Genomic DNA, 25698 nt, shown 5'->3' with positions numbered 1-25698 from the left:
GCGACGGCGCCGGGCGGGCGGCCTCACCTCGCGATCTCCGCCCAGACCACCTTGCCGGCGTCCGTCCACCGCACCCCCCACCGGGTGGTGAGCCGGTGCACGACGTGCAGGCCGCGGCCGCTGTCGTCGAGGAGCCCGCCCCGGCCCAGGCGCGGCCTGCCGTTGCCGGTGTCGCCCACCTCGCACAGCAGTCCGTCCCCGGTCCTGATCAGCCGTACCGTGACGGGACCCGTGGCGAAGCGGACCACGTTCGTGACCAGCTCGTCGACCAGCAGCATCGCGTTGTCCCTGGTCTGCTGCCTGGTGTCCCAGCGCCGCAGCAGCGCGCGGACGTGTGCGCGGGCCCGGGCGGGGGCGTCGTCACGGGCGGGCAGCCGCCAGGTGGCGGAGTCCTCCTTGCGGTAGCCGATCATCCGCGCGAGCAGCAAGGTCACGTCGTCGCGCTGACGGGCGGGGGCGAGCTCGGTGACGACGTTGCGCGCGGCCTGCTGCAGGCCGTCCCAGGGGTGCACCCGGGAGACGGCGTCCGCCAGCCTGGCGATGCCCTCGTCGATCGGCACCGCCGGATCCTCCACCAGGCCGTCGGTGCACAGGGCGAGCAGGGAGCCGGGAGGCGCGGCGAACGTGTGCACCTCGAACGGCTCCCGCAGCGCGAACTCGGCACCGAGACCGGGGTGCGGGCGGATCTCCAGCGGGGCGGCGTCCCCTTCCGGGGAGACCAGGATCGGCGGAAGGTGGCCCGCGCTGGCCAGCGCCACCTCATGGCTGACCGGGTCGTACAGGACGATGCAGCAGGTCGACCCGAGGGCGCTGTAGCCGGCCGCCAGTCCGGACTCCGCGTCGTCCAGCAGCGTCACGGTCTCGTCCAGGTGTTCGAGCACCTCGTCGGGGGCGAGCCCGGCGGACAGCAGCGCGCGGGCCTCCATGCTCAGCTGGCCCATCGTCGCGGCGGCTCCCAGGCCGTGCCCGACGACGTCGCCGACCACCAGCGCGGTACGGCCGTCCGGCAGCGGGAAGCTGTTCACCCAGTCGCCGCCGACGCCCGCGCTGTCGGGGGTGGCGGGCTGGTAGACGCTGGCGACCTCGACGGTGTCGCCGCCGGTCCTGGGCAGCAGGCGGCGCTGCAACGCCAGCACCTGCGTGTGCTCGCGCTGGTGCTGGCGGGCGAGGTCCACGTGGTGGGCGGTCCTGGCCACCAGTTCCTGGAGGTCCAGCAGCTCGCTGTCGCGGAAGGGGATGTCGGAGCGCCGCCACACCTCGGCCACGCCCAGCACGACGGGCGGCACGCCGTCCAGGACCAGCGGCACGCACGCCACGCCCACCGAGCGGACTCCGGGCACCAGGGCGCGCAGCACCCGCGGGCTGCCGAGCACCCGCTCGACCGCCTCCCGGTCGGGGATGACGATGGCCTGCGGGGCGTCGTCCCGCCGTACCGCCTGGGCCAGCAGGCGGCTCGCGTCAGCGGGCAGGTCCTCGCCCTCCGTCACGTAGCCCTCGGGCCACGCCCGGTCCGGCACCAGGGCCGCCCGCCGCAGCCGGATGCGCCCCTGCCCGTGTCCGGTGACCCCCTCGCCCGTCCAGACGGCGAAGTCGAGGTCCACGGCGGCCACCTCTCCCCAGGCCAGCAGGGACTGCGCCAGCGAGTGCGCGGTGTCGCCGATGTCGAGCGAGGTGCCGATCGCGGTCTCGGCGGCGTACAGGTGCAGCCGCCTGGCCATGGCGATCAGGGAGACGGTCAGGCCCTCCTGGGACGCCGCGGCGGGCAGGATGCTCATCGAGACCACCAGCTCGGTCCCGTCGCCGCGGTGCAGGCGCTGGATCCGGGCGACGTGCGCCTGACCGGTCTGAAGGACCTGCCGCAGGCGCCGCGTGACCGTGGGGACGTCCCCCGGAGGCAGGAGGTCGACGAAGGGGCTGCCGATCGCGGCGTCCAGGCCCGCGAAGACGGGAGCGTCCAGGTTGCGGCCGGTGATCCTCAGGTCCCGGTCCAGGTTGACCGCGCCGAGGATCTGGTCCGCGGGGCCCGCTTCCGGGTCGTCGGGCGCTCCCGGCGCACCGGCGGGATCGCCGCCCGAGGGGTCCCCGGGACCGGCGGCGGCCGCACGGCGTGGGATGTAGCGCCCCAGGGCGCCGCTGACCAGGTCGAACGGCGAGGAGGACGAGGACGAAGGTGTGGAGTCCATACGGCTCTCTCAGCAGCCCCCGGCGCGGTGCCACGGCGTACTCGGACCCGTGCGGCGGAGCCCCGAGATCCCTGACCGCACACCTCATTGAACAACACCGGGGGTCGCTTCGCCCATCAACGGATCACGCGGTACGGGGAGCCGGTACGTGAACCCGGCCGCCTCCGCAACCCCGGGAGAATCCCAGGTCAGCGGGCCGACCGGAGGCCGGGGGGACCCCCGCGGCCTCGATGCCGCGAGGAGCCCGTTCCCTCACCCCAGCGCCGCCGTCGCCCCGCTCGGGTCCCGGTAGACCGGCTCCAGGGCGTGGTACGCGCCACCGCGGGCCGCCGCGGTGAAACCCAGGGTGGAGAGCATGATCTCGCAGCCGCCGACGTCGGGGGCCATCACGCGTTCGTCGAGGACGGACCGGACGCGCTCCAGCAGGAAGTCGCCGAAGTAGGCGAAGTGGCCGCCCAGCACGATCGCCCGGGGGTTGAGGACGTCCGCGAGGAGCGCGAGGCCCAGGCCCAGGCTGTCGGCCACCCGGTCCAGCGCGCCCAGGGTGCGGGGGTCGCCCGACGCGGCGCGGTCGCGCAGGTCGGCCAGCCGCTGTTCGAGGTCGACGGCGGGATCGCGGACGACGTCGTCGGGGTCGGCCGCGAAGCGCAGCAGGGCGGACAGCCCGACCATGGTCTCCCAGCAGCCGCGGCGGCCGCAGGCGCAGGGGAATCCGGTGGGGTCGAGCGGCATGTGGCCGATCTCGCCGGCGAACCCGGCCGAGCCGCGCAGGAGTTGGCCGCTGGAGATGATGCCGCCGCCGACGCCGGTCTCACCGGTGACGTAGATCAGGTCGTGGATGTCGGCGGCCGAGGCGAGCAGGTACTCGGCGACCGCGCCCAGCTTGGCGTCGTTCTCCATGCCCAGCGGGGGGGCACCGGGGCCGAGGCGGTCGCGCAGCCCGTCGAGCGCGGCGACCTGGCGCCAGCCGATGTTCGGCGCGTAGCCGACGACCCCGGTGTCCGGGTCGATCACCCCGGGCGCGGCGAGCGTCACCCCGACCGCCCGGGCTCCGCGTGCGCGCAGCGTGTCCAGGGTCTCGCGGATCACCGCGGCGGTGGTGTCGAGGACCACCGCGGCCTCGGTCCCCGGTACGTCGAGGGGGACGCGCCGCTCCACGATCACGTCGCCGCGCAGGTTCAGCGCGATCAGGCTGAGGTAGTCGACGTTGATCTCGACGCCGATGCCGCAGATCGCGCGGCCGTCGAGTTCCACCGTGAGGCCGGGGCGGCCGATCGAGCCGTCCCGCTCGGTCCGGCCCTCGCGGACCAGGCCGTTCTGGACCAGTTCTGCGATCAGGTTGGTGATCGTGGCCTTGGGCAGGCCGGTCTCGGCGGCGATGCGGGTGCGCGGGCGGGCGCCCGCGTCCCGCAGCAGACGCAGCACCAGGCCCAGGTTGGCCCTGCGCACCGAGGCGCGGTCGGACGCCCCGGAGGGCGCCGCCATCGCCAGGTGCCGTACGCCCGCGCCGCGTAGATCCGCCTTCACCAGCCTGCTCCTCGTCGTCTCCGGGAGGCTCCGCCCCCGGCCAAGTCTCCAGGAGGGCGCCGCTCCGCCGCCAACTCGGGCCCTCGGGCGGCCGCTTGAGCGCCGCCCCCGGGCCGCGGGCTCCGCCCCGCTTCTGTCCGATTCCCGTGTCTGATTCTTTCGTCCACCCTGTTGACTTCGGCAGACTTAGTTTAGATCCTACTCAAACTAATCAGCCCCCGGGGGCTGGGGACCTGAAGGAGACCGACGGTGAAGGTGCGATGGATACGCGCGGCGGCGGCAGCGGTCGCCTTCGTGACGATGACCGCCGTGGCGGGCTGCGGGGCGAGTGACAGCGGGAGCGCCAAGGCCTCCGGCAAGGTGAAGCTGGACTTCTGGGGGTGGGCGCCCGGCTACGACCAGTCCGTGGCCCTGTTCGACAAGACGCACCCGGACATCCAGGTCTCCTTCGACAAGACCGCCTCGGGCGCCAAGGGCGGCTACACCAAGATGCTGACCGCCGCCAAGGCGGGCAACGCGCCGTGCCTGGCGATGGTCGGCTACGAGACCCTGCCGAGCTTCGCGGCGGCCGGTGCGCTCCAGGACGTCTCCCAGTACGCGGCCCCCGACAAGGACGACTTCGCCGCCTGGACCTGGAACCAGGTCACCATCGACGGCAGGACCTACGGCGCGCCCGTGGACACCGCGCCGATGGCGCTGCTGTACCGCAAGGACCTGTTCGCCAAGTACGGCATCGACAAGCCGCCGGCCACCTGGGCCGAGTACGCGGCCGACGCCGCGAAGGTGCACCGTGCCGATCCCGGCGTCTACCTGGGCGACTTCGGCAACGACGCGTACAACTACGCGGGCCTGGCCTGGCAGGCGGGCGCCAAGTGGTTCGGCACCGGGGGGAACAGCTGGCACGTGTCGCTCGACAGCGCGGCCAACGACAAGGTGGCGAACTACTGGCAGGGGCTGCTGGACAAGAAGCTCCTCAAGACCGACCCGAGCTTCGACCCGTCGCTCTACAAGGACATGGGAAGCGGCACGGTCCTCTCGGACGTCAACGCGGTGTGGGACGCGCCGATCCTGGCGTCGAGCGTGAAGTCGACCTCGGGCAAGTGGGCCGTCGCCCCGATGCCGGTGTGGAACGCGGCGCAGCCCGCATACGGCGACGACGGAGGCTCCGCGACGGTGGTCATGAAGGGGTGCCAACACCCCAAGGAGGCCACCGAGTTCGCGATGTGGATGAGCACCGACGCGGCCAGCGTCGACAACCTGGTGAAGGTGACCGGCATCTACCCGGCCGCGACCTCCGGCCTGACCAGCCCCGCGCTCTCCCAGCCGGACGCCTTCTACGGCGGGCAGAGGATCTACGACGTCTTCAAGGCGGAGTCCGCCCGCATCGACACCAGTTGGCAGTGGGGTCCGACGATGACGCAGACCTCCACCGACCTCGGTGACGGCCTCGGCAGCGTGGGCACCGGGGGTTCCACCCTGCCGTCGATGCTGGCCGGGGTGCAGGACAAGACGCTCTCGGAGATGAAGCACCAGGGCCTGAGCGCCACCGCCGGCTGACGAGGGTCCCGACCCCGTCGCGCAGAACTGCCGTACGCCGTACCGCCCCCGAGCGGGGCCGCGAAAGGACCGCAACCGTGACCACCGCAGCACCACCCACCACCGCGGGCGCGCCACCGGGCCGCACGTCGCGGCACTCGCGCCGCCGCGCCAGGACCGCCCTGACGTTCCTGGCGCCCTTCGGGATCCTGTTCGCGGCCATGTACCTGGCGCCCATCGGCTACACCGTCTACCAGAGCCTGTTCCAGGAACACCGCTCCGGGCTCGGACTGTCCGCGCCCACCAAGGTGTTCGCGGGGCTCGCCAACTACCGCGCCGCGCTGGACGATTCGGGTTTCCGTGGCTCGTTGCTGCGGGTGCTGCTCATCGGGGTCGTCCAGGTGCCGGTGATGCTCGCCCTCTCGCTCACCCTCGCGCTGCTGCTGGACGCCAGGCGCACGCTGTTCAAGCGGTTCTTCCGCCTGGCGTTCTTCCTGCCCTACGCGCTGCCCGGGGTCATCGGCGCCCTCATGTGGTCGTTCCTGGTGGCCCCCGGGCTCAGCCCCATCACCGCCGCCGCCCACCACGTCGGCCTGCACCTGGACCTGACGTCCAACAGCCTGCTCGCCCCCACCATCGGCAACATGCTCACCTGGGGGTGGACCGGCTACAACATGCTCATCATCTACTCCGCCCTCCAGGCCATCCCGCCGGAGCTGAGCGAGGCGGCGACCATGGACGGCTGCTCGGCGTTCGGCATCGCGTGGCGGATCAAGATCCCGCTGGTGCGCCCGGCGCTGGTGCTGACCACCGTCTTCTCGATCATCGGCACGGCCCAGCTCTACAACGAGCCCGCCATCCTGCACAACGTCGCGCCCAACCTGAGCAGCGACTACACCCCCATCTTCGCCGCCTACGACGCGGTCGACGCGGGGAACTTCGACTACGCCGCGACCGAGTCGGTGATCCTCGCGCTGCTGGCCTTCGTGCTGTCCTTCGGCTTCCTGCGCCTGGTGCAGCGGCGGGGGGCCGCGCTGTGACCGCCACCGAGACTCCCGTACGGCCCGACAACGGGACGACCACCACACCGCCGGACCGGCCGCGTACGCCGCTCGCGCTCTCGCGGTGGCTGGTGCTCGGCGTGATGGTGCTGGCCGCGGTCTACTTCCTCTTCCCGGTGTGGTGGCTGCTGGTCGCCTCCACGAAGACCAGCTCCGGCCTGTTCTCCGGCAACGGCTTCTGGTTCGGTGGCCACTTCGCCTTCTTCGGCAACGTCCGGGCGGTCTTCGCCCAGCAGGGCGGCATCTTCTGGCGCTGGCTGCTCAACAGCGCGCTGTACGCCGTCGGCGGCGCGGCGGCCGGCACCCTGATCTCGGCGCTCGCCGGGTACGCCCTCGCCAAGTACCCGTTCAGAGGGCGGGAGTTCGCCTTCAACGTGGTGCTCGCCGCGGTGCTCGTGCCGCAGCCGCTGCTGGCGATCCCGCTGTACCTGATGTTCTCGCCGGTGCATCTGGTCAACACCTACTGGGGCGTGCTGCTGCCCAGCGTGGTGAGCCCGTTCGGCGTCTACCTGGCGCGGATCTACGCCGGTGCCTCGGTGCCCGACGAGCTGCTGGAGGCCGGGCGGATCGACGGCGCGGGCGAGACGCGGATCTTCGCCACCATCGCGCTGCGGGTGATGTCACCGGCGCTCGTCACCATCTTCCTGTTCCAGTTCGTCAGCATCTGGACCAACTACCTGCTGCCCGTGCTGATGCTCGCCGACGACCGGCTGCAACCGGTCACCGTCGGCATCGTCGGCTGGCAGTCGCAGCGCGGCATCGGGAACGCCGTGCCGTTCAACGTGGTCGTCACGGCCGCGTTGATCTCGGTGATCCCCCTGGTCGTGCTCTTCCTGACCCTGCAACGGTTCTGGCGCTCCGGCCTGATCTCCGGGAGCGTCAAGTGAGGCGCCCGGGGCGTCCCACGGGGCGCGAGCGTCGTACGAGGAAGGACGCCATGACGGCGCGATACCACCTGCGGTTCCAGATCCACCCGTCCGCCGACGTCGCGGCGGACGCCGGGGCGCTGGCGAAGGAGTGCGCCGAGGCGGGCGTGGCGGAGGTCGTGCTGCTGATCGGCGCCGAGGAGGTGCACACCGGGCATCTGGCGGGCGCGGCCGAGGACCGCTGGTTCGAGACGGCGGCGGTGGCCCGCGAGGTGCTGGTGGCTTCCGGGATCGAGGTCAGCCTCAACCCCTGGGTGACCACCGGCCACACCGACCGCGGCCGCCGCGACGACCTCGGCTTCGCGCCGATGGTCTCGCCGGGCGGCGAAGTGGCCACCACCCAGGCGTCGTTCGCCTGCCCGCGCTGGCGCGCCTGGCTGCGTGGACACTACGGGCGCTTCGCCGAACTCGGCTTCCGTGTCCTGTGGCTGGAGGACGACTTCCGCTTCCACAACCACCTGCCGCTCGACTGGGGCGGCGGCTTCGAGCCGCTGATGCTGGAACGGCTGGCCGTGCTCGCCGGGGAGCCGGTCACCCGTGAACGGGCGGTGGCCGCCCTGACCGCGCCGGGCCCGCCCCACCCGCTGCGCGCCATGCTCCAACAGGTCTGGCGGGACGCCCAGATGGAGGTGGCAACGATGGTCGCCCGGGAGGTCGCGGAACGCTCCGGTGGCCGCTCCCGGCTCGGCCTGATGAGCTCCCGGCTGGGCCCGGCCTCGGTCGAGGGCCGCGACTGGGCCGCGCTCTTCGACGCGTTGACCTCCGACGGCCTTCCCCCGGTGCACCGCCCGCACTTCGCGCCCTACACCGACGCCCCCGGGCGGGAGTTGAGCTACTCGGTGTGGATGCTGGAGGCGCAACGGCATCTGCGTCCCGCCGGGGTGGACAGCGAGCCGGAGATCGAGAACTGGCCGCACACCGCCTGGTCGAAGTCCGACACGCAGACCTGGTCGGAGATGGTGGCCACCCAACTGGCCGGATCGGACGCGCTGTTGCTCAACGTGCATCCGACGTACGGCGGCCGTGCCGAGCGCTACCCGGCGGTGGGCGCGATGCTGCGCCGCTCCCGCCCGGCGCTCGACTGGATCGCGCGCCGGCGGTCCGCCGAGGCCGACGCCCTGGGCGTGGGCCTGCCGTTCCGCCAGGACACCGCGGCACGGATACGCACCGGTGGCGCCGCCCGGGGCAACGGGTTGCTGGTGGACCCGGCGCTCGGCGCGCCGCCCGCGGACCGCGCCCTGGACGAGCTGGCCGCCGACCCGCAGCCCGCCGCCGACTTCCTGCTGCGCTACGGGATCCCGGTCACCCCTCGGCCCGCCCCGGTGCAGGCCCTGTTCGGCGCGGCCGCCTGGGCCTTCGACGACGAGGAGGTGCGCCGGATGCTGTCGGGCGGACTGCTGCTCGACGGGGTCGCGGCGGCCGTGCTCGACGAACGCGGCTTCGGCCGCTGGACCGGCGTGCGGGTCACGGAGACGGTCGCACGCGAGCAGGACGCCGAGCCGGGCCCGTACGCCATGGAGCGGGTGACCGCGCAGGCCGCTCACGCCGGGGTGTCCGAGGGCACCGGGCTGAGCGTCAACCTCCAGCCGGCGCTGGCCAGGCTGGAACCGCTGGACGGCGCGACGGTGTGGACCCGGGTGGTGACCGCCGACGGCGCGCACTGGGGCGCCGGACGCTGCGGCTTCGTCAACGACCTCGGGGGCAGGGTGATGGTGCTGGCCGCCACCCGGCCCCAGGACCTGGCCCGCGACGACGACGGGCAGCGACTCGCGCACGCGATGGTCCGCTTCCTCGAAGCCGCCCACCCACGACTCCCACTGGTCAGCGGTGGCCCGTACCTGATCCCACATCTGACGCAGCATCAGGATGGCGTCCACCGACTCGCCGTGGCCAACGGCAGCGCCGATCCGGCGGCCGTACGCGTCGACTTCCCGGCGCCGCCCGACGAGGTCCACGCCACCTTGCTGACCCCGCTCGCCGAACCGGTGCCCGCGGGCAGTCGGCTCGACGGAGAGCCTCCGGTCCCCCATCGAGGGTGGCTGGTCATCGAATGGTGAGCCCGATCCGACGGAAAGGAGAACCGCGATGAGGTGCATGACATGAGGCGGACCGGCACGAGGTGGAGTGGGATGAGGCGGGTCGACGCGGGACGAAGTGGCATGAGGCGGACCGACGCGAGGCGCGTATCGACGAGCAGGGCGGGCCTGCGCTGGGCAGGTGTCCCGGCGGCGTTCGCGCTCGCGTTGTCCGCGCTGGCCGCCGCACCATCGGCCGGCGCGGTGGCGAACGCCACGAGTACCGGCTCCGGCACGATCACCATCGGCTCGCAGTGCCTGGACGGCGGCGGATCCGGTGGTGTGCGCCTCGCCGGATGCGACGGGTCGGCCACGCAGCAGTGGACGTGGACGAGCGGTGGTGAGGTCAGGACGACCGGCGGGTGCCTGGACATCCCCGGTGACGCGACCGCCGACGGCACACCGGTCCGGCTGGACTCCTGCTCCACGGGGGCCGCCGGGCAGCACTTCAGCCACCTGCCCGACAGCACCGTCTTCGCCGCCGAGTCCGGCAAGTGCCTTGCCGTGCAAGGTGGTTCGATCGCCGCCGGGGCGGCCGTAGGGCTCGACGCGTGCGACGCCACCCAGGACGGCCAGCGCTGGACGGCGGCCACCGCGCCCGGCGCGCGGTACGACCTGTCGGCCGGCAAGCCCGTACCCTTCTCGAACACCGACGACACCCCGGCGTACCCGTTCATCGACAAGGACGGCACGTTCTACTACCAGCAGTCCCACTCCCTCTACGGGAAGACCGACTCGCGGCAGTGGAGCTTCTACTCGGGCAGCGACTTCGACACCGCCACGCTCAATCCCATCAGCAGCGCGGTGAACCCGGCCAACCCGCAGGACCGCAACGACGACACGACCTGGCGCTGCAACAACGGCCCGACGGGCGTGGAGAGCACCTACGCGCCGAGCGGCTCCGGTTACGCGGAGCGCGACTACTGCGACCTGCTGGGCACCTGGGTCGACCCGGACACCGGCTACTGGTACGGGCTGGTGCACAACGAGTTCACCCCGCAGCCCTTCGGTGACGGCCTGCACTACGACGGCATCGACTACGCGGTCTCCAAGGACCAGGGGCACACCTGGACCATCGAGGGCCACGTCATCACCTCGCCGTACAGCACCCAGCGCGACGACACCGGCCAGTACCCGCAGTCGACCTACTACTACGGCGACGGCGACCAGCGGCTGTTCGTCGACGACCGCACCGGCTACTTCTACGCCTTCTACGCCACCCGCGTGCTCAACAAGGCCGACGACAAGGAGATATGGGAGGAGCACGTGGCCCGTGCCCCCATCTCCGGCAAGATGGCGCCCTCCTCCTGGCACAAGTGGTACGACGGTTCGTGGACCAGCCCGGGCGTCGGTGGCAAGGAGAGCGACCTGATCCCCGCCGACGGCGGCGGCACCGGCTACGTCCCGTCGGCCAAGGACTACCAGCCCGGCGACCCCGGCACCGTGCAGAGCCAGTCCAGCGGCGGGACCATGCCCGCCCAGTCGCAGCTGGCCGTGCTCAACGTGGCGTGGGACGCGTACCTGGGCGAGTACATCGGCACACCGCAGAACAGCCTCGCGCAGGACACCAACACCAAGGCGCCGCTGCACTTCTACGCGACCAAGGACCTGGCCACCGAGCAGTGGACCGACATGGGAAGCGTCACCTCGCTGCCCAACGCCTCCTGGTACCGCTGGTTCCTGGACTCCAAGACCCTGACCGCCTCGCAGGTGCTCGGCAAGACCTTCCGCTCCTACTGCGCGTACTACTGCTCCACGGGGGACGGCGAGTACTCCGACGTCACCATCACCGCGAAGACGGCGGCCGAACGGCCGGCGCTGCCGGTGCGCAGCGGCGCCTCCTACGGCATCACGGCGTCCGACGGACGGCTGCTGGCCCAGTCCGGCGACGGCCTGACGACCGCCGACCGCGTCGGCCCGACGGCGAAGTGGACGTTCACCAGCACCGGTGACGGCTTCTTCACCGTCGTCAACTCCCGTACCCACCAGGCCCTGGGCGTCAGCAGCAGGGCCTGGGGCACCCCGACCACACTGTCCCGCGCGGCCGCCGATCCGTCCGCGCGGCAGGAGTGGTCGATCCAGCAGGTCATGCGCTCCGCGCCGTCCGGCGGCCCCTCGGTCCCCACGGGCACGTACCGGCTGGTCAACCGCTACAGCGGCCTGGCCCTCAGCCTCGGTTCCGGCCCGGCGGTCACCGCACCGCAACGCGACTGGAACAACTCGGGCCCGGGCAAGGCGGACACCCGTCCGGCCTCGGCGCAGTTGCTGAGGTTCACCGACTGAGGAAGCAACGCGGCCGTGGCCGTCGTCCTGGAGACGGCGGCCACGGCTGTGGGCGGGCGGAAGCCCGCTGTGCGCACCGCGGTGTGCAGCGGCGTCCCGTCGGTGAACTCCGCTTCGCAGCCCGGGCATTGCAGCGCTGAAGGAGCAGGAGGGCAGGGACGAGTTCGGATGTCATCGTTGCCTCCTCCAGGGTCCGGGCGGACTCACCGGGTACAACGACCCCACCCCGGCCTTCGAACACATGTCTTTGAGACGGCTCGTGGACCCCGGACTTGAGCGGTTCGAGGAAGGTGTGCGGTGCACGGACCCTTGCGGCGCCGAGAGCGGCGTTCAGCCAGGATTGGCTGAAACACCGACGACGGCACGGGCGTTGTCGAGACGAGCGCGTCAGCCGCTCCCGGCTCCGGCGGCGACAGCGTCGAGTTGCGTGGTCAGGTCGGCGGACAGGCGAGTGAGCAGGCGCGCGAGTTCGGTGCGGTCGCGGGCGGGCCACTCGGCCAGCGCGGCGGCGAACCAGCCTTCGATCACACCGGTGTAGCGGTCGACGAGGCGCTGCCCCGTGGGCGTCAGGGCGATCAGGCGGGCCCGCTGGTCGTCCGGGTCGGGAACGCGCTGGATGATCCGCTGCTTCTCCAGGTTGTTGAGGTGGCGGGTGACGTGGGGGCCGACGACCTGCATGCGGGTGGCGATCTCGCCGACCCTCAACGGCTCTCCGGCGGCGTCGAGGACGACGAGGATCGTCATGGCGGGCCGGTCCAGCGCCACCCCGGCGGCCTTGGTGGCCAGCTCGTACAACTGCCCCCGGTTGAGCAGGGTCCGCAGCTGGAGCATCGTCGGCAGCAGTCCCGCGGCCGTGTTGCTACGCGATTCCATGCGCCGCACCTCCTTGTTAGATACCTAACGTAGGTATATTGTCGTTCTCGAAGCCGACCCCGACAGGGATCGCCTCCGTCCAGAAACATGATACCTAAGGTAGGTAACCAACGCCATGAACGCGATCGCCACCACCACCGACGTCCTGATCATCGGCGCGGGCCCCACCGGCCTGACCCTCGCCTGCGAGCTGGCGCGGCGCGGCGTCGGCTTCCGCCTCCTGGAGCGGTCCGCGACCCCGAGCACCGCCTCGCGCGCCAAGACCATCCAGCCCCGCACCCTGGAGGTCGCCGACGACCTCGGCATAGTCGACCGCGTCCTCGCCCAGGGCAAGGTGAACATCCCCACCCGCCGCTACGACCACGCCCGGGTGATCTCCGAAGCCGTGGAGCTCGCCGACGGGACACCCACCCCGGAGGCCCCCTACCCGCCGGTCTGGCTCTCCCAGCCGAAGTTCGAGCGGATCCTCCGCGACCGCCTGGCCGAACTCGGCGGAACCATCCACTGGGGAAGCGAGGTGACCGGCCTCCAGCACGACGGCGACACCGTCACGGCCACCGTCGAGACCGCGACGGGCAGCCACACCGTGCGGGCCCGCTACGTCGTCGGCGCGGACGGCGGACGCAGCACCGTGCGCGCACTGGCCGGGATCGAACTGCGCGGCGTCTCGCTCACGGACCAGCGCTGGCACCTGGGCGACGTGCGGGTGACCGGGCTCTCGCGGGACTGCCAGCACCTGTGGACCAGCAAGGAGGACGGCCTTCTGTCGCTGTTCCCGCTGCCCGGCACCGACCTGTGGCAGTTCCAGGCGTCCATCCCCACCGACGAGGCCGAGCCCGAGGCGCCGTCACTGGAGTTGTTCCGCCGCATCTTCGCCGCCCGCGCCGCCGTGCCCGGGGTCGGGATCCAGGATGCCGAATGGCTCTCCCTCTACAGGATCAACGTGGTGCTGGCCGACCACTACCGCACCGGCCGGATCCTCCTGGCCGGAGACGCCGCCCACATCCACTCCCCCGCCGGCGGCCAGGGCATGAACACCGGCATCCAGGACGCGTACAACCTCGGCTGGAAACTCGCCGCCCTCCTCGACGGCGCCGACCCCGCGCTGCTCGACACCTACGAACACGAGCGCCGCCCCGTCGCCCGCGCCGTCCTGGACGACAGCACCGCCCGCCTGGGCCAGGTCATGCGCGCGACCAGTGCGAACGACGGGACGTCCGCGCAGCGCGGTCTGACCGACGAGCACACCACCGGCCTGCGCGTCGCCTACCACGACAGCGCCCTCACCCACGGCCCCGGCGCCGGCGGTCGCGCCCCCGACGCGCCCTGCACCGACGCCGACACCGGCCGCCCTGTGCGTCTGTTCGACCTCCAGCGCGGCCCCCACTGGACCCTGCTGTCCTTCGGAACCGCAGCCGTCCCGCAGACCCCCAGCGGCCTGCGCACCTTCCGTGTGACCACCGACCCGGACGCCACCGGGCCCGCCACCGTCATCGACACCGACGGCCACGCCCACCACGCCTACCAGTCCACCGGGGACGAACTCGTCCTCATCCGCCCCGACGGCTACATCGCCGCCCGCCGCCCGGCCGCCGACCTGCCCGCCGTGCTCGCCCTCTTCTCCACCAACGGCCTGTGACCCACGACTCCCCTGAGGCGCAAGGGACATCCGGCCACGGTGCCCCTTGCGCCTCAGGGTTCGTCGGGGCCCGGCGGATCGCCGATGTCGAGCGTCACGCGGGACAACGGGCAGCCGACGCAGGCCAGCACGTAACCCTCGGCCCTCTGCTGCGGGGTCAGACAGGTCTGCTCGGGTTGCGCGACCTCTCCGCTGCGAAGGCGCACCATGCATTCGCCGCAGCTGCCGACCGTGCACGAGTACGGCATCGGCAGTCCCGTGGCGAGACCGGCGTCGAGCAACGTCTGGCCGGGCTCGACCACGGCCGACCCGAGGAGGCTGCCGTTCTTCTCGATCCTCATCTCCTGGGGTGCCACGACGGCGGAGGTGGTCACGCCACCGCTGAAGCGTTCCTGGTGCGTGCGTTCGTCCGGCACGCCGAGTCGGCGCAGGACGTCCTGGACGGTGTCCATCATCGCCTCGGGACCGCAGACGAAGTGGTGTGCGCTGCCGGACGGGGTAAGGCCGGTCACCCATCGACGGATGCCTTCGGCGTCGAGCCGGCCGTCGCGGGAAGTGAGGACGTGAGTGACCGTCAGACGGCCCGGCCGGTCCTTCTCCAAACGGGTCAACTCCTCGCCGAAGATGATGTCTTCGGGACCGCGGCTGCTGTAGAGCAGGTCGATCCTGACGGGCGGTTCCGGGTCGGCCAGGTGGGTTCGGATCATGCTCATCATGGGGGTGACGCCGCTGCCGGCGGCGATGAGCACCAGGTGGCCGGGGGCGGAGGCCGGAGTGTGGAAGGTCCCGGAGGGGCCGCGTACGGCGAGGCGGTCACCGGGACGCAGGACGCGGTGGGCGTGTGTGGAGAAGTGACCGCCCTCCACGTGCTTGACGGTGAGCTCCAGGTAGGGCGCGCCGGGGACCGAGGAGGCCGAGTAGGCGCGCCGGACCGGGGAGCCGTCGAGGTCCGCGACCAGGGTGAAGAACTGTCCGGGGCGGAACGTGAAGGGGCGGGCCTCCCCCGCCGCGTCCTCGAGGACGAGGGTTCGGGTGGTGGGCGTCTCCTGCCGTATGTCCCGGATACGCACAGGCCGTAGCGGGTTCTCCGCCTCCTCCCGGGGCGCGTCGTCGCGGTGGGGGGCGACGGGGGCCCGGACGTCCTCGTAACCTTCCTTGCGCAGACCGGAGACGTAGGCCCGGTCCATCGCCTTCCGCATCAGCCGGGTCACTCCCGGGACGGAGGTGAGGAGTTTGATCAGCCATGCCGAAGCGCGCCCGGATTCGGCCGAGTTGGCGGCCAGATGGGCGCCGCCCAGGGCCATCATGTCGGGTGCCCGGCCGTGACGGGTGCGGCCTTCGGGGGTCCACAGGCGCGCACCGGAGACGGCGTCGTTGCCGCTCACCTCGGCGTACTCCACGTCGATGAGGAGCGCGAGATGGGGTGGCACACCGCGCAGCGCCATCGTCTCCAGCAAGGCGGCGTCGTCGGTGATCGCGGCTCGCCCGTGGACGTGCAGGACGCCGCTGCGGCCGGGGACGAGCGCGGCGAGGGACAACCGGTCGTCCTGGAGCAGGTTGTGCAGCGTGTCCGCGCGCTTGTTGCCCTTGCGGTCGGCCAGGACCAGGGTGCGGCCGTCCAGGATCCGGGCCACCGTCTGCCGTTCTCCGCGCGGGCTGGTGTCGCTGCCGCCGTGGGCGTCCCAGGAGGAGAGGGCCAGGAAGGGCGCGGCGGCCAGGAAGTCGCCGACGCCGGGACCGGTCAACGGGCCTTCGCCCGCTACGGGTTCGGCCGCCCGGGGCGGGGCGGGCGGTTCCCACAGGCCGGAGCGGATGACGGCCTGCGCGCAGTGCACGTACGCCTCGTTGACGTCCACGGCCGTCTCACCCCGCTTGTGGGTGACCGCGGTGCCGTTGACACGCAGTACCTCGCCCACACCGGGCAGCAGGAAGAACAGCGAGACCGGACCGGGCGCGACGTGCGGCTCCGGCACGGAGGAGACGTGCGGCCCCGGTACGGAGGAGACGTGCGGCTCCGGCACGGAGAAGGAGAACCGCTTCGGTGAGTGGACGCGCGCGAAACCCGGGGTGCCGCCGACGAAGGTGGTCCGGGCGATGCCGTCGGCGTCCCGATAGCCGAAGGCCGCGATCGGGCTGTGTTCCAGCACCCCGCGGCAGCCCGCGTCGAGGACGCCGATCTGCTTGCGCGTGATCATCGCAGCCGGGCGGCCGACGATCGCTTCGACCTCCTCCGCGGAGGAGATCCGGCGCACCGCACTCACCGTGTCATGCCCTGCCTCGTTTCCGCAGCTCATGACATTATTCTGAGCAAAAGCTCACGTCCTGACCACTCGCTTTTTCGCTGTCCCGAAGGAGCACGGATGACCTCCTCCGACCGCCGTCTCGCCCCACGTCGCAAGCCACAACAGGTACGCGCCGAACTCACCCGCGAACGGATCCTCACCGCCGCTGCTCACGTTTTCGCCGAGCACGGCTACGCCGCCGGCACCACCAACCGGATCGCCCAGCACGCCCACATGTCCATCGGTTCGCTGTACCAGTACTTCCCGAACAAGGACGCCATCCTCGCCGAGCTGCTGGTGCGGCACGTCGACCGCGGCGCCTGGGCGGGCGCCGCCGCACTGGACCTGACGCCCGGCAGCCTGCGGAAGGCCGTGGAGTCCCTGGTTCGCGATGCCATCGACCACCACCGCGACGACCCGCAACTCCTGCGCATCATGATCGAGGAAGCGCCGGTCTCCAGCGACCTGATCGAAGCGATCGACCGGCACGGCACGGCACGGGTTCGGCAGGTGCGCGACGCGCTCGCCCGTCACCCGGACGTCCACGTGCCGGACCTCGACGTCGCCGCGGAACTCGTCGTGGGAACCATCGAGTTGAACACCCACAAGCTCATGGCGACCCCGCGTCCCGTCCAGGTCGAGAAGCTGGAGACGGAGCTGGTCGCCATGATCACGGGATACCTGCGCGGCGACCGGTAGCCGTCCGGAGCGGACTCGGCAGCGTCGGATGTTCAAACGTCTGATGTTTGTATAGTGTGGGTCCATGAAGCGCATCAACACACCGCGCAGGACGGCGAGTCTGGCCTCGCAGCTCGTGGACAGCCTCCGCTCGCACATCGAGGCAGGCGGCTGGCCGGTGGGAACCCGCATCCCGCCGGAGCAGGCCCTCATGGAGGAGCTCGGGGTCGGCCGCAGCACGCTGCGGGAGGCGATCGGCGCGCTCGTGCACCTGGGCCTGCTGGAATCCCGTATCGGGGACGGCACTTACGTCCGCGCGTCCAGCGAACTCCAGTCGGTCATGGTGCGGCGGGCGAGTTCCGCGGAGCGGGACAACGTGCTCGAACTGCGCACCGTCCTGGAGGAGTACGCCTCGGGGGCCGCCGCTCTGCGTCGCGATGAGGATCAGCTGCGCCAACTGCGAGAACTGCTGGTCGACGCGGACGCGGCCTGCGCGGGTCGGGACCGGTCCGCGGCCGCGAGTGTGGACGCGTTGTTCCACCGGGCCGTCGTGCGGGCGAGCGGAAACGATCTCCTGATCGAGGTCTACGACTACCTCGGCACGGCGCTCACCGCTTCCCCGGGCGGTCTGCCCTGGGACGTCGCGGGCGCCGAGGAGCACGCCCGGCTGCACACGCGACTCGTCGACGCGATCGAGGCCCAGGACGCGGGCGGCGCCCGTGACGCGGCGGCGGCGATCGTCCAGCTCACCCGCGACCACGAGGCCGGGACACCGCGGGAGCCGGAGGGACGGTGAGCTCCCGCCCAGGCACCGGATGACACCTGTCGGTGCCGGTTGGTAGCGGGTTGGCATCCAACCGTTCCCCGTCCGCCCTCGCCCTCGCCCCGAGAAGTGAAGATCCCGCCACATGAACGAGTCCTTAACACCGCAGAGGAGTCCCCTCATGTCTGTCGTGCAGACCCCGGCCGACGAGCTCAGCGCGGCCACCGCACAGCGCAGCGCCCACCTGTACGCGACGGATCCGCAGTTCCGCGCCGCCGCGCCCCTGGACGCCGTCACCGAGGCGATCCGGCGGCCCGGCCTGCCGCTCGCCGACCTCGTGGCCACGGTGATGGAGGGGTACGCGGACCGCCCCGCCCTGGGCGAGCGCGCCAGAGAGCCGGTCACCGACCCGGACACGGGCCGCACCACGCTGCGCCTGCTGGGGCGGTACGACACGATCACCTACGGCGAACTGTGGGAACGGGTGGGCGCGGTGGCCGCCGAATGGCACCACCACCCCGACGGTGCCGTGGGCCCGGGCGACTTCGTCGCGATTCTCGGCCCCACGAGCGCCGAGTACACAATGGTGGATCTGGCGTGCGTTCGTACCGGTGCGGTGAGCGTCCCCCTCCAGGCCGGCGCCTCGGCGGAGCAACTGGCCCCCATCGTCGCGCAGTCCGGTCCGCGCCTGCTCGCGGTCGACGTGGCACACCTCGACGTAGCGCTCCACGTCGCGGCGGACGCACCGTCGTTGGGCAGGATCCTCGTTCTCGGCCACCATCCCGACGTCACCGCTCATCAGGACGCGTTGGAGACCGCACGACGCCAACTCGCGGCGCAGGGACGCGACATCACCCTGGACACGCTGGCGTCCGCCATCGAGCGAGGCAGGACCCTGCCTCCGGCTCCCCGCAGCCCCGAGGGACCGGCGGCCGACGTCGACGCGCTCAGTGCGCTGATCTACACCTCGGGGAGCACGGGCACCCCCAAGGGGGCCATGTACAGCCAGCGTCTTGCCACGCGGTTCTGGGTCGACGTCGTGCCCGACCAGGAGACACGACCGTCCATCGCGCTCAACTACATGCCGCTGAGCCACATGGTCGGACGGGGCGTGCTGTTCGGCACCCTCGCCAAGGGGGGCATCGCCTGCTTCGTGGCGTCGAGCGACCTGTCGACCCTCTTCGAGGACCTCTCCCTGGTGCGTCCCACCGAGTTCCTGATGGTGCCCCGCATCTGCGACATGCTCTTCCAGCGCTACCAGAACGAGTTGACCCGCCGGACCGAGGCGGAAGGCGATGCGGGAGGCGATGCGGCCGAGCGGGCGGGCCGTGTGAAGGAGGAGTTGCGGGACAGGACCCTGGGCGGCCGTCTCCTGTGGGCCGCCAACGCCTCGGCCCCGCTGAGCGCGGAGATGACGGCGTTCGCCGAGAGCTGCCTGCGCGTGAGGATGTTCGACGGCTACGGGTCGACGGAAGCCGGGATCGTCCTGCTGGACGGCCGGGTGCTGCGCCCGCCGGTGACCGACTACAAACTGGCGGACGTGCCCGAGCTGGGATACTTCGGCACCGACTCGCCGCACCCGAGGGGCGAACTGCTGGTCAAGTCCGACCGCCTCGTCTCCGGCTACTTCCGGCGACCGGATGCCACCGCCCAGGTCTTCGACGAGGACGGCTTCTACCGCACCGGCGACATCATGGCCCAGGTCGGCCCCGACGAGCTGGTGTACGTCGACCGCCGCTCCCACGTCATCAAACTGTCCCAGGGCGAGTTCGTGGCCGTCTCCCGTCTGGAGGCCCTCTTCACCGGCAGTCCGGTGATCCGGCAGGTCTTCGTGTACGGCAGCAGTGCCCGTGCCTACCTGCTCGCGGTCGTCGTACCCACGCAGGACGCGCTCGACGGCGTCGACGGCGATGCCCAGCGGCTCCGGCCGGTCCTGCACGAGTCCCTGCGCCGCCTCGCCACCGAGGCGGGCCTCAACTCCTACGAGATACCAAGGGACTTCCTCATCGAGACCGAGCCGTTCAGCCAGGAGAACGGGTTGCTCTCCGGCATGCGCAAGCCGCTGCGTCCCGCGTTGACGCGGCGCTACGGCGAGCGGCTCGAAGCGCTGTACGCCGAGCTGACCGAGCGCGAGAGCGACGAACTCCGGGCACTGCGCCAGGCGGGTGCGTCCCGGCCGGTACGGGAGACCGTCCTGCGGTGCGCCGGGGCGCTTCTCGGACACCCACAGGCCGAGGTGGAGCCCGGCACGCGCTTCCTCGACCTCGGCGGTGACAGCCTCTCCGCGCTGTCGTTCTCCCAGTTGCTGAAGGAGATCTTCCACGTCGACGTCCCCGTCGGCGTCGTCACCCATCCGGTCAACACGCTCCAGCAGGTGGCCGATCACGTCGAAGCGGCTCTCGCGTCGTCACACCGGCGCCCGAGCGCCGACAGCGTCCACGGACCGAACGCGACGCGGCTCCGGGCGGGCGACCTGACGCTGGAGGCGTTCTTCGACACGGACACCATCGCGAAGAACGGCACACCCGCCGGCCCCTTGCCCGAGGCACGGACCGTCCTGCTGACCGGCGCCAACGGCTACCTGGGCCGCTTCCTGTGCCTCGAATGGCTGGAGCGCGTCGCGGAACGCGGAGGCACACTGGTGTGCGTGGTCCGCGGCACCACCGACGCGTCGGCCCGGGCCCGCCTCGACGCGGCCTTCGACAGCGGCGATCCGGAACTCCTCCGGCGCTACCGCGAGGTGGCCGCGGACCACCTGGAGGTGGTCGCCGGTGACGTCGGGGAGACGGACCTCGGACTCGGCGAGGAGACCTGGCAGCGGCTGGCCGACACCGTGGACCTGATCGTTCATCCGGCGGCGCTCGTCAACCATGTCCTGCCGTACGACCAGATGTTCGGCCCCAACGTGCTGGGGACGGCCGAACTGATCAGGCTCGCGGTCACCTCCCGGCTCAAGCAGTTCACCTACCTGTCGACGGTCGCCGTTGTCTCCGGGTCCGGGGCGGCGGCCGACGAGGCGGCGGACATCCGCACCGCCTGCGCGGAACGCGACCTCGACGGCGGTTTCGCGAACGGATACGCGAGCGGTTACGCGGCCGGCAAGTGGGCGGGCGAAGTGCTGCTGCGCGAGGCGCACGACACGTTCGGCCTGCCGGTCGCGGTGTTCCGCTCGAACCTGATCCTCGCGCACCCGCGCTACCGGGGTCAGCTGAACCTCCCGGACGTGTTCACACGCCTCGTGCTGAGCCTGCTGGCGACGGGAATCGCCCCGGGCAGTTTCTACGGCCGGGGGGTAGGCGAGGGCAACGGCCACTACGACGCGCTCCCCGTGGACTTCACCGCGCAGGCCATCGCCTCGCTGGGCGACGACACACGGGAGGGGTACCGGACCTTCAACGTCGTGAACCCGCACGACGACGGGATCTCACTCGACACCTTCGTCGACTGGCTGGTGGCGGCCGGACACCCGCTGGCACGCGTCCACGACTACGACGAGTGGTTCGACCGCTTCGAGACCGCGCTGCGCGGCCTGCCCGACCGTCAGAAACAGCATTCGCTGCTGCCCCTGCTGCACGCCTTCACCAGGCCGCAGGAACTCCTGCCCGGCCCCGCCCTGCCGTCCGACCGCTTCCGCGAGGCAGTGCGAACCGCCGCCCCCGACAAGGACGGCGCGATCCCCCACCTGTCGCGAGCCCTGATCACCAAGTACGCGGCGGACCTTCGATCGCACCATCTGCTGTAGCCGATCCCACGAGCACACCTGCGAAGGTGTGCGGGCGACCGGCTTCGACCCGGTCAACCGGGCCCCCGAAGCAGGCCTCTCCGCGGGAGCGGGGTGGGTCCCCGCGCGGGGGCCCTGGCACAGAGGGTTGACATCGCCTCACCCCGGTTCCATCATCCTTGCACATGCGCGGTGTGTGAAACTGTTCACTTCTGAGTTCTACTGAGCAGTTCCACTCATCAAGCCATGGCAATTCCCTCATTTCGCACGCTCCGCCCCCACCTCGTCCTGAGCGCCGGTGTCCTCCCAGTGCGTCGCACCCCACCCGTCCGGGCGGCGGTCCGGGAACCGCAGTCGCGGGAGCGCCGCCTTGAGTCCGCTTCGAATGAAGGAGTCCGTCGTGTCCCTCATCCCGCATGTCCGCCGGGCCGGAAGACGGCGGGCAGGCTCCGTCGCCACGGCCGTCGCCGCCATGCTGCTGGGCAGCGGCGCGCTCGTTGCCGCCGCGCCGGCCTCGGCCACGCCTCCCACCAGCGGCTATTCCGTCACCGTCGGCGCCAAGGGGACCTGGTCGTCCCCGACCGACTCACCGGCGAGTCCGTACATCGACAAGGACGGCACCTTCTACTTCCAGCAGTCCGCCGCCGACTACGGGGCGAACGACGCCCGCGAGTGGGATTTCTACACGGGCGGCACCTTCGACTCCGCCACCCGCTCCAGCGCGATCAGCGACGCGGGGACGAACCCCGACACGACGACGCTGTGCAACAACAGCCCCACCGGCAAGGAGGCCACTTACGCGCCGAGCGGTTCGGGCTACGCGCAGAAGAACTACTGCGACCTGATCGGCACCTGGGTCGACCCGGACACCGGTGACTGGTACGGCCTGGTCCACAACGAGTTCACCCCGCAGCCCTTCGGCGACGGCCTGCACTACGACGCCATCGACTACGCCGTCTCCACCGACCAGGGCAAGGACTGGACGATCAAGTCCCACGTCATCACGTCGCCCTACAGCACCAAGCGCGGCGACACCGCCGCGTTCCCGAACCAGACGTACTACTACGGCGACGGCGACCAGCGTCTGTACGTGGACGCCGCCTCCGGGTACTTCTACGTCTATTACGGCTCCCGCGTGATCGACAAGTCCGGCGGCTGGGTGGCGTTCTACGAGCACGTGGCCCGCGCCCCGATCAGCGGCAAGATGGCGCCCGGCAGTTGGCAGAAGTGGTACGACGGCTCCTGGTCGCAACCCGGCGCCGGTGGCAAGGAGAGCGACATCGTCCCCGTCGGCTCCGGGGCCCCCAACGGCTACGTCCCGCCGTCGCAGGACTACAACCCGGCCAACTCCGGCACCGCCGAGCAGCAGATCGCTGCCGGGAAGATGCCCTCCACCTCCCCGCTGTTCGTCATGGACATCACCTACGACGCCTATCTCGGCCTCTACATAGGCGAGCCGCAGGCGGTCGACCAGAGCGGCAACGCCCCGCAGCAGTACTACGCCACCGACAACCTCGCCACCCAGAAGTGGTATCCCATCGGCGACACCGGCAGCTACCACACCGCCTCCTGGTACCGCTGGTTCCTCGACAGCGGCAACAAGACCAGCTCCACCGTCGTGGGCAAGTCCTTCCGCTCCTACTGCTCCTACGGCTGCTCCGGCGGCAGCGACTCGGAATACGTCAACGTGACCGTGGACAACGCCACGCGCGCCGCCTCGCCCTTCGACCCGGCCAAGACCTACACGATCGCCAACGGCAACGGTCGCGTCCTGGCGCAGAACTCCGGTGCGTCCACGACCACATCGGCCGCCTCCGGCAACGGCTCGGCTCTGCAGAACTGGCAGTTCACCGCGAACGGTGACGGCTCGTACCGCATCGCCAACGCCTCCACCGGACAGCTGCTGGGCGTCGACTCCGGCGGCACCGCGGGCCGCGCGTGGGGAGCCGCGCTCTCCGTCAGCGCCGCCGGACCGGGCGGACCCAGCACCGGCCAGCAGTGGTGGATCATCACCGACACCGACGGCTCCTACCGCCTCGTCAACCGCTACAGCGGCCTGGCGCTGGCCCTGTCCGCCACCAGCGGCCGCCTCTCGGAGACCACCCCGGTCCGCACCTGGACCGACAACTCGGGCAACCCGGTCGGAGGCGGCCGCACCGCCGCTCAGCAGACCCTGACCATCACCGCCTCCGGCACCGCCCCCGTCGGCCTGACCGGCACCCACACCCTCTCCATCGGCGGCAAGGCGCTGGACGACCCCAACCACTCCACCACCACCGGCGTCCAGCTCGACACCTGGACCACCAACGGCGGAGCCAACCAGAACTGGAAGTTCACCCAGAACTCCGACGGCTCCTACCAGTTGGTCAACGCCGAATCCGGCCTGTGCGCCGACGTCGACGGCGGTTCCACCAGTGCCGGCGCCGCCGTCATCCAGTGGACCTGCACCGGCGGCACCAACCAGCACTGGACCCTCACCCGGCAGTCCGACGGCACCTACACCGCCGCCTCGGTGAAGAGCGGACTGTTCCTGACCACGGCCTCCTCCTCCGACGGCTCACCGGTCACCCAGCAGGCGCCCTCCTCCTCCGCCCTCCAGCACTGGAGTCTCGGCCAGCAGTGACCGCGTCGGCCGGTACGGCGCCAGCCGTACCGGCCGACGATTCACCCACGGCGCGGTCCTTCGTGCGCGAGGACTGGCCGGAGGCGCCCGCGCCGTGGCCCCGCGTGACCTCCCGCGCCCACGCCTGTCGGCTGCTGGGCGCTGTGCCGCGCGAGCTGTACGTGGTTCACGCCTCCTACAAGCACTCCCTCGCCCTGCGCGAACAGGTCCAACACCTCACTCTCGTGCCGGGCCAGGAACTGGTACTCGATCTGTCCGGCCTGCAATTCCGCGACTCCACCGGCATCACCGCACTCCTGGCGGCGCGGCAGCACGCCCAGGCCGCCGGAACCGAAGTGATCCTCGCCGCCGCCCCCGCAACACCCTGCGCACCCTGACCCTCGTCGGCCTGGACCGCGCCTTCACCATCCGCCCGGGCGACTCGCGGTAGCGACGCTGCCGGATTCGGCCGCCGTCCTGGCGATGGGCTTGGTGCGCGCGGGTGGCCACTCTGCCCGGCGCGCGCCCGCGGTCTCCCCGGTGGATCCTGGTGGGGTGGTGGTCAAGACGAAGGGCCGATGGCGTTGGTGGGTGCGCGCGCTGCCGCTGTGGCGTCAGCGGACCGTCGTCATGGAGATTCCGGGCGGCCGCCATCTGTTCTTCACCGTCTTCGACCACTGCGGAACGAGGAAGCTGCTCGCCTCCGCGCGCGCCCTCGCCGAGCGCCAGGGCCAGCCGGACGCGGTCATCGTGCGGGTGGGCAAACGGCCTGGTCCCGACGAACACGACCCTGCCCCTGATCAACACGGCGGATGAGCGCGCTGCTCCCGGAGCCGGTGCGCGCCACGGCGCAATGCTCCGAGCCGGCGCGCCGACGCTCTCGTTCACACGCCGCACCGCGGGCCGGGCCTGTAGTGGCCCGGCCCGCAGACGTACGAACCGCCTGGCTGCCGGTCAGACGCTGCCGCGCCAGGCGCCGGTCTCGGTGCCACCCCGGGACTCCACGAACTCCTTGAACCGCTTCAGGTCCCCGGTGACCTGGCGCTTGACGAAGCCGAGCTTGTCGCCGACGGTCTCGGCCAGTCCTTCGGGGTCGTAGTCGAGCTGGAGCATGACCTTGGTCGTGGTGTCGTCGATGCGGTGGAAGGTGACCACACCGGCTTGCCGGGCCTGACCACCGATGCTGGTCCAGGCGACTCGTTCGTCGGGGATCTGCTCGGTGATCTCCGCGTCGAACTCCCGCTCGACACCGGCGATCTTCGTCTTCCAGTGCGTCAGGGTCGCGGTCCGCTGTTCGATCCGCTCGACGCCCTCCATGAACCGGGGAAAGTCCTCGAACTGGGTCCACTGGTTGTAGGCGGCACTGACGGGAACGCTGACCTCGATGGACTCCTCGACCTGCGACACGAGCACTACCTCTCATCTCTCGGTGAACGGCACCGGCACGGGTGCGCTGAGCCACTCCTGCCCGCTCACCTGCCGCCTGCACCACCCCCGTAGCGTCCCGCCCGGTGTCAGGCCTCCGTGAGGAGTTGGTCGCGCAGGCGCT

Annotated in this window: 17 protein-coding genes; 12 read left to right on the top strand and 5 right to left on the bottom strand. The window is 71.4% G+C overall.

Annotated features, from left to right (window positions below; genetic code table 11):
• Window positions 1-23 precede the first annotated feature (23 nt).
• A complete protein-coding gene (locus K7472_RS30045) occupies window positions 24-2183 on the bottom strand; it encodes an ATP-binding SpoIIE family protein phosphatase (protein WP_222982051.1) in 2160 nt (719 codons plus the stop codon).
• A gap of 252 nt (window positions 2184-2435) precedes the next feature.
• Entirely contained in the window at window positions 2436-3710 is a 1275-nt protein-coding gene (locus tag K7472_RS30040) for an ROK family transcriptional regulator (RefSeq protein WP_222982049.1), read from the bottom strand.
• A gap of 255 nt (window positions 3711-3965) precedes the next feature.
• On the opposite strand from K7472_RS30040, the gene K7472_RS30035 reads away from it, so the two are divergent.
• The 5 genes from K7472_RS30035 (at window position 3966) to K7472_RS30015 (ending at window position 11591) form a co-directional block, all read left to right on the top strand.
• The gene (locus K7472_RS30035; RefSeq protein ID WP_308014150.1) at window positions 3966-5267 is read left to right on the top strand and encodes an ABC transporter substrate-binding protein; all 1302 of its coding nucleotides are present in this window, start codon (window positions 3966-3968) and stop codon (window positions 5265-5267) included.
• A 77-nt stretch (window positions 5268-5344) separates the two neighbouring features.
• Complete coding sequence (locus tag K7472_RS30030) at window positions 5345-6286, top strand: carbohydrate ABC transporter permease (RefSeq protein WP_308014149.1); 942 nt, start codon at window positions 5345-5347, stop codon at window positions 6284-6286.
• Window positions 6283-7194, top strand: a complete 912-nt coding sequence (locus K7472_RS30025) for a carbohydrate ABC transporter permease (protein WP_308014148.1) — start codon at window positions 6283-6285, stop codon at window positions 7192-7194. Before K7472_RS30030 ends, K7472_RS30025 begins: the two co-directional genes overlap by 4 nt.
• Window positions 7195-7244: 50 nt before the next feature.
• On the top strand, window positions 7245-9290 hold the full coding sequence (locus tag K7472_RS30020; RefSeq protein ID WP_222982047.1) for a serine/threonine-protein kinase: 2046 nt from the start codon (window positions 7245-7247) through the stop codon (window positions 9288-9290).
• Window positions 9291-9392: 102 nt separating this feature from the next.
• Complete coding sequence (locus tag K7472_RS30015) at window positions 9393-11591, top strand: ricin-type beta-trefoil lectin domain protein (protein WP_222982045.1); 2199 nt, start codon at window positions 9393-9395, stop codon at window positions 11589-11591.
• Window positions 11592-11978: 387 nt separating this feature from the next.
• Here K7472_RS30015 and K7472_RS30010 read toward each other — a convergent pair whose 3' ends face one another.
• Complete coding sequence (locus K7472_RS30010) at window positions 11979-12464, bottom strand: MarR family winged helix-turn-helix transcriptional regulator (protein ID WP_222982043.1); 486 nt, start codon at window positions 12462-12464, stop codon at window positions 11979-11981.
• Between the two features lie 115 nt (window positions 12465-12579).
• On the opposite strand from K7472_RS30010, the gene K7472_RS30005 reads away from it, so the two are divergent.
• Window positions 12580-14103: an FAD-dependent monooxygenase gene (locus K7472_RS30005; RefSeq protein ID WP_222982041.1), complete on the top strand. Its 1524-nt coding sequence runs from the start codon at window positions 12580-12582 to the stop codon at window positions 14101-14103.
• A 53-nt stretch (window positions 14104-14156) separates the two neighbouring features.
• Here the strand turns inward: K7472_RS30005 and K7472_RS30000 are convergent, their stop codons facing one another.
• Window positions 14157-16397: a 2Fe-2S iron-sulfur cluster-binding protein gene (locus tag K7472_RS30000; protein ID WP_222982039.1), complete on the bottom strand. Its 2241-nt coding sequence runs from the start codon at window positions 16395-16397 to the stop codon at window positions 14157-14159.
• A 66-nt stretch (window positions 16398-16463) separates the two neighbouring features.
• On the opposite strand from K7472_RS30000, the gene K7472_RS29995 reads away from it, so the two are divergent.
• The 6 genes from K7472_RS29995 (at window position 16464) to K7472_RS29970 (ending at window position 24965) form a co-directional block, all read left to right on the top strand.
• The gene (locus K7472_RS29995; protein WP_222982037.1) at window positions 16464-17084 is read left to right on the top strand and encodes a TetR/AcrR family transcriptional regulator; all 621 of its coding nucleotides are present in this window, start codon (window positions 16464-16466) and stop codon (window positions 17082-17084) included.
• Between the two features lie 64 nt (window positions 17085-17148).
• The gene (locus K7472_RS29990; protein WP_222982035.1) at window positions 17149-17859 is read left to right on the top strand and encodes a FadR/GntR family transcriptional regulator; all 711 of its coding nucleotides are present in this window, start codon (window positions 17149-17151) and stop codon (window positions 17857-17859) included.
• A 148-nt stretch (window positions 17860-18007) separates the two neighbouring features.
• Window positions 18008-21568, top strand: coding sequence for a carboxylic acid reductase (gene car / locus K7472_RS29985; RefSeq protein WP_222982033.1), 3561 nt, complete (start codon window positions 18008-18010; stop codon window positions 21566-21568).
• A 379-nt stretch (window positions 21569-21947) separates the two neighbouring features.
• Window positions 21948-24170: an RICIN domain-containing protein gene (locus K7472_RS29980; RefSeq protein WP_308014147.1), complete on the top strand. Its 2223-nt coding sequence runs from the start codon at window positions 21948-21950 to the stop codon at window positions 24168-24170.
• Window positions 24171-24232: 62 nt separating this feature from the next.
• On the top strand, window positions 24233-24547 hold the full coding sequence (locus K7472_RS33555) for an STAS domain-containing protein (protein ID WP_308014146.1): 315 nt from the start codon (window positions 24233-24235) through the stop codon (window positions 24545-24547).
• 157 nt (window positions 24548-24704) lie between these two features.
• The gene (locus K7472_RS29970) at window positions 24705-24965 is read left to right on the top strand and encodes a hypothetical protein (protein ID WP_222982031.1); all 261 of its coding nucleotides are present in this window, start codon (window positions 24705-24707) and stop codon (window positions 24963-24965) included.
• Between the two features lie 138 nt (window positions 24966-25103).
• Here K7472_RS29970 and K7472_RS29965 read toward each other — a convergent pair whose 3' ends face one another.
• Window positions 25104-25556 (bottom strand): SRPBCC family protein, encoded by a 453-nt coding sequence (locus K7472_RS29965; protein WP_222982028.1) that lies wholly within the window; start codon window positions 25554-25556, stop codon window positions 25104-25106.
• Window positions 25557-25698 lie beyond the last annotated feature (142 nt).

The organism is Streptantibioticus parmotrematis, from assembly GCF_019890615.1.
Classification (GTDB): domain Bacteria; phylum Actinomycetota; class Actinomycetes; order Streptomycetales; family Streptomycetaceae; genus Streptantibioticus_D; species Streptantibioticus_D parmotrematis.
Note: the sequence above shows the minus strand (reverse complement) of the source record. Positions and strands in the feature narration are given on the sequence as shown.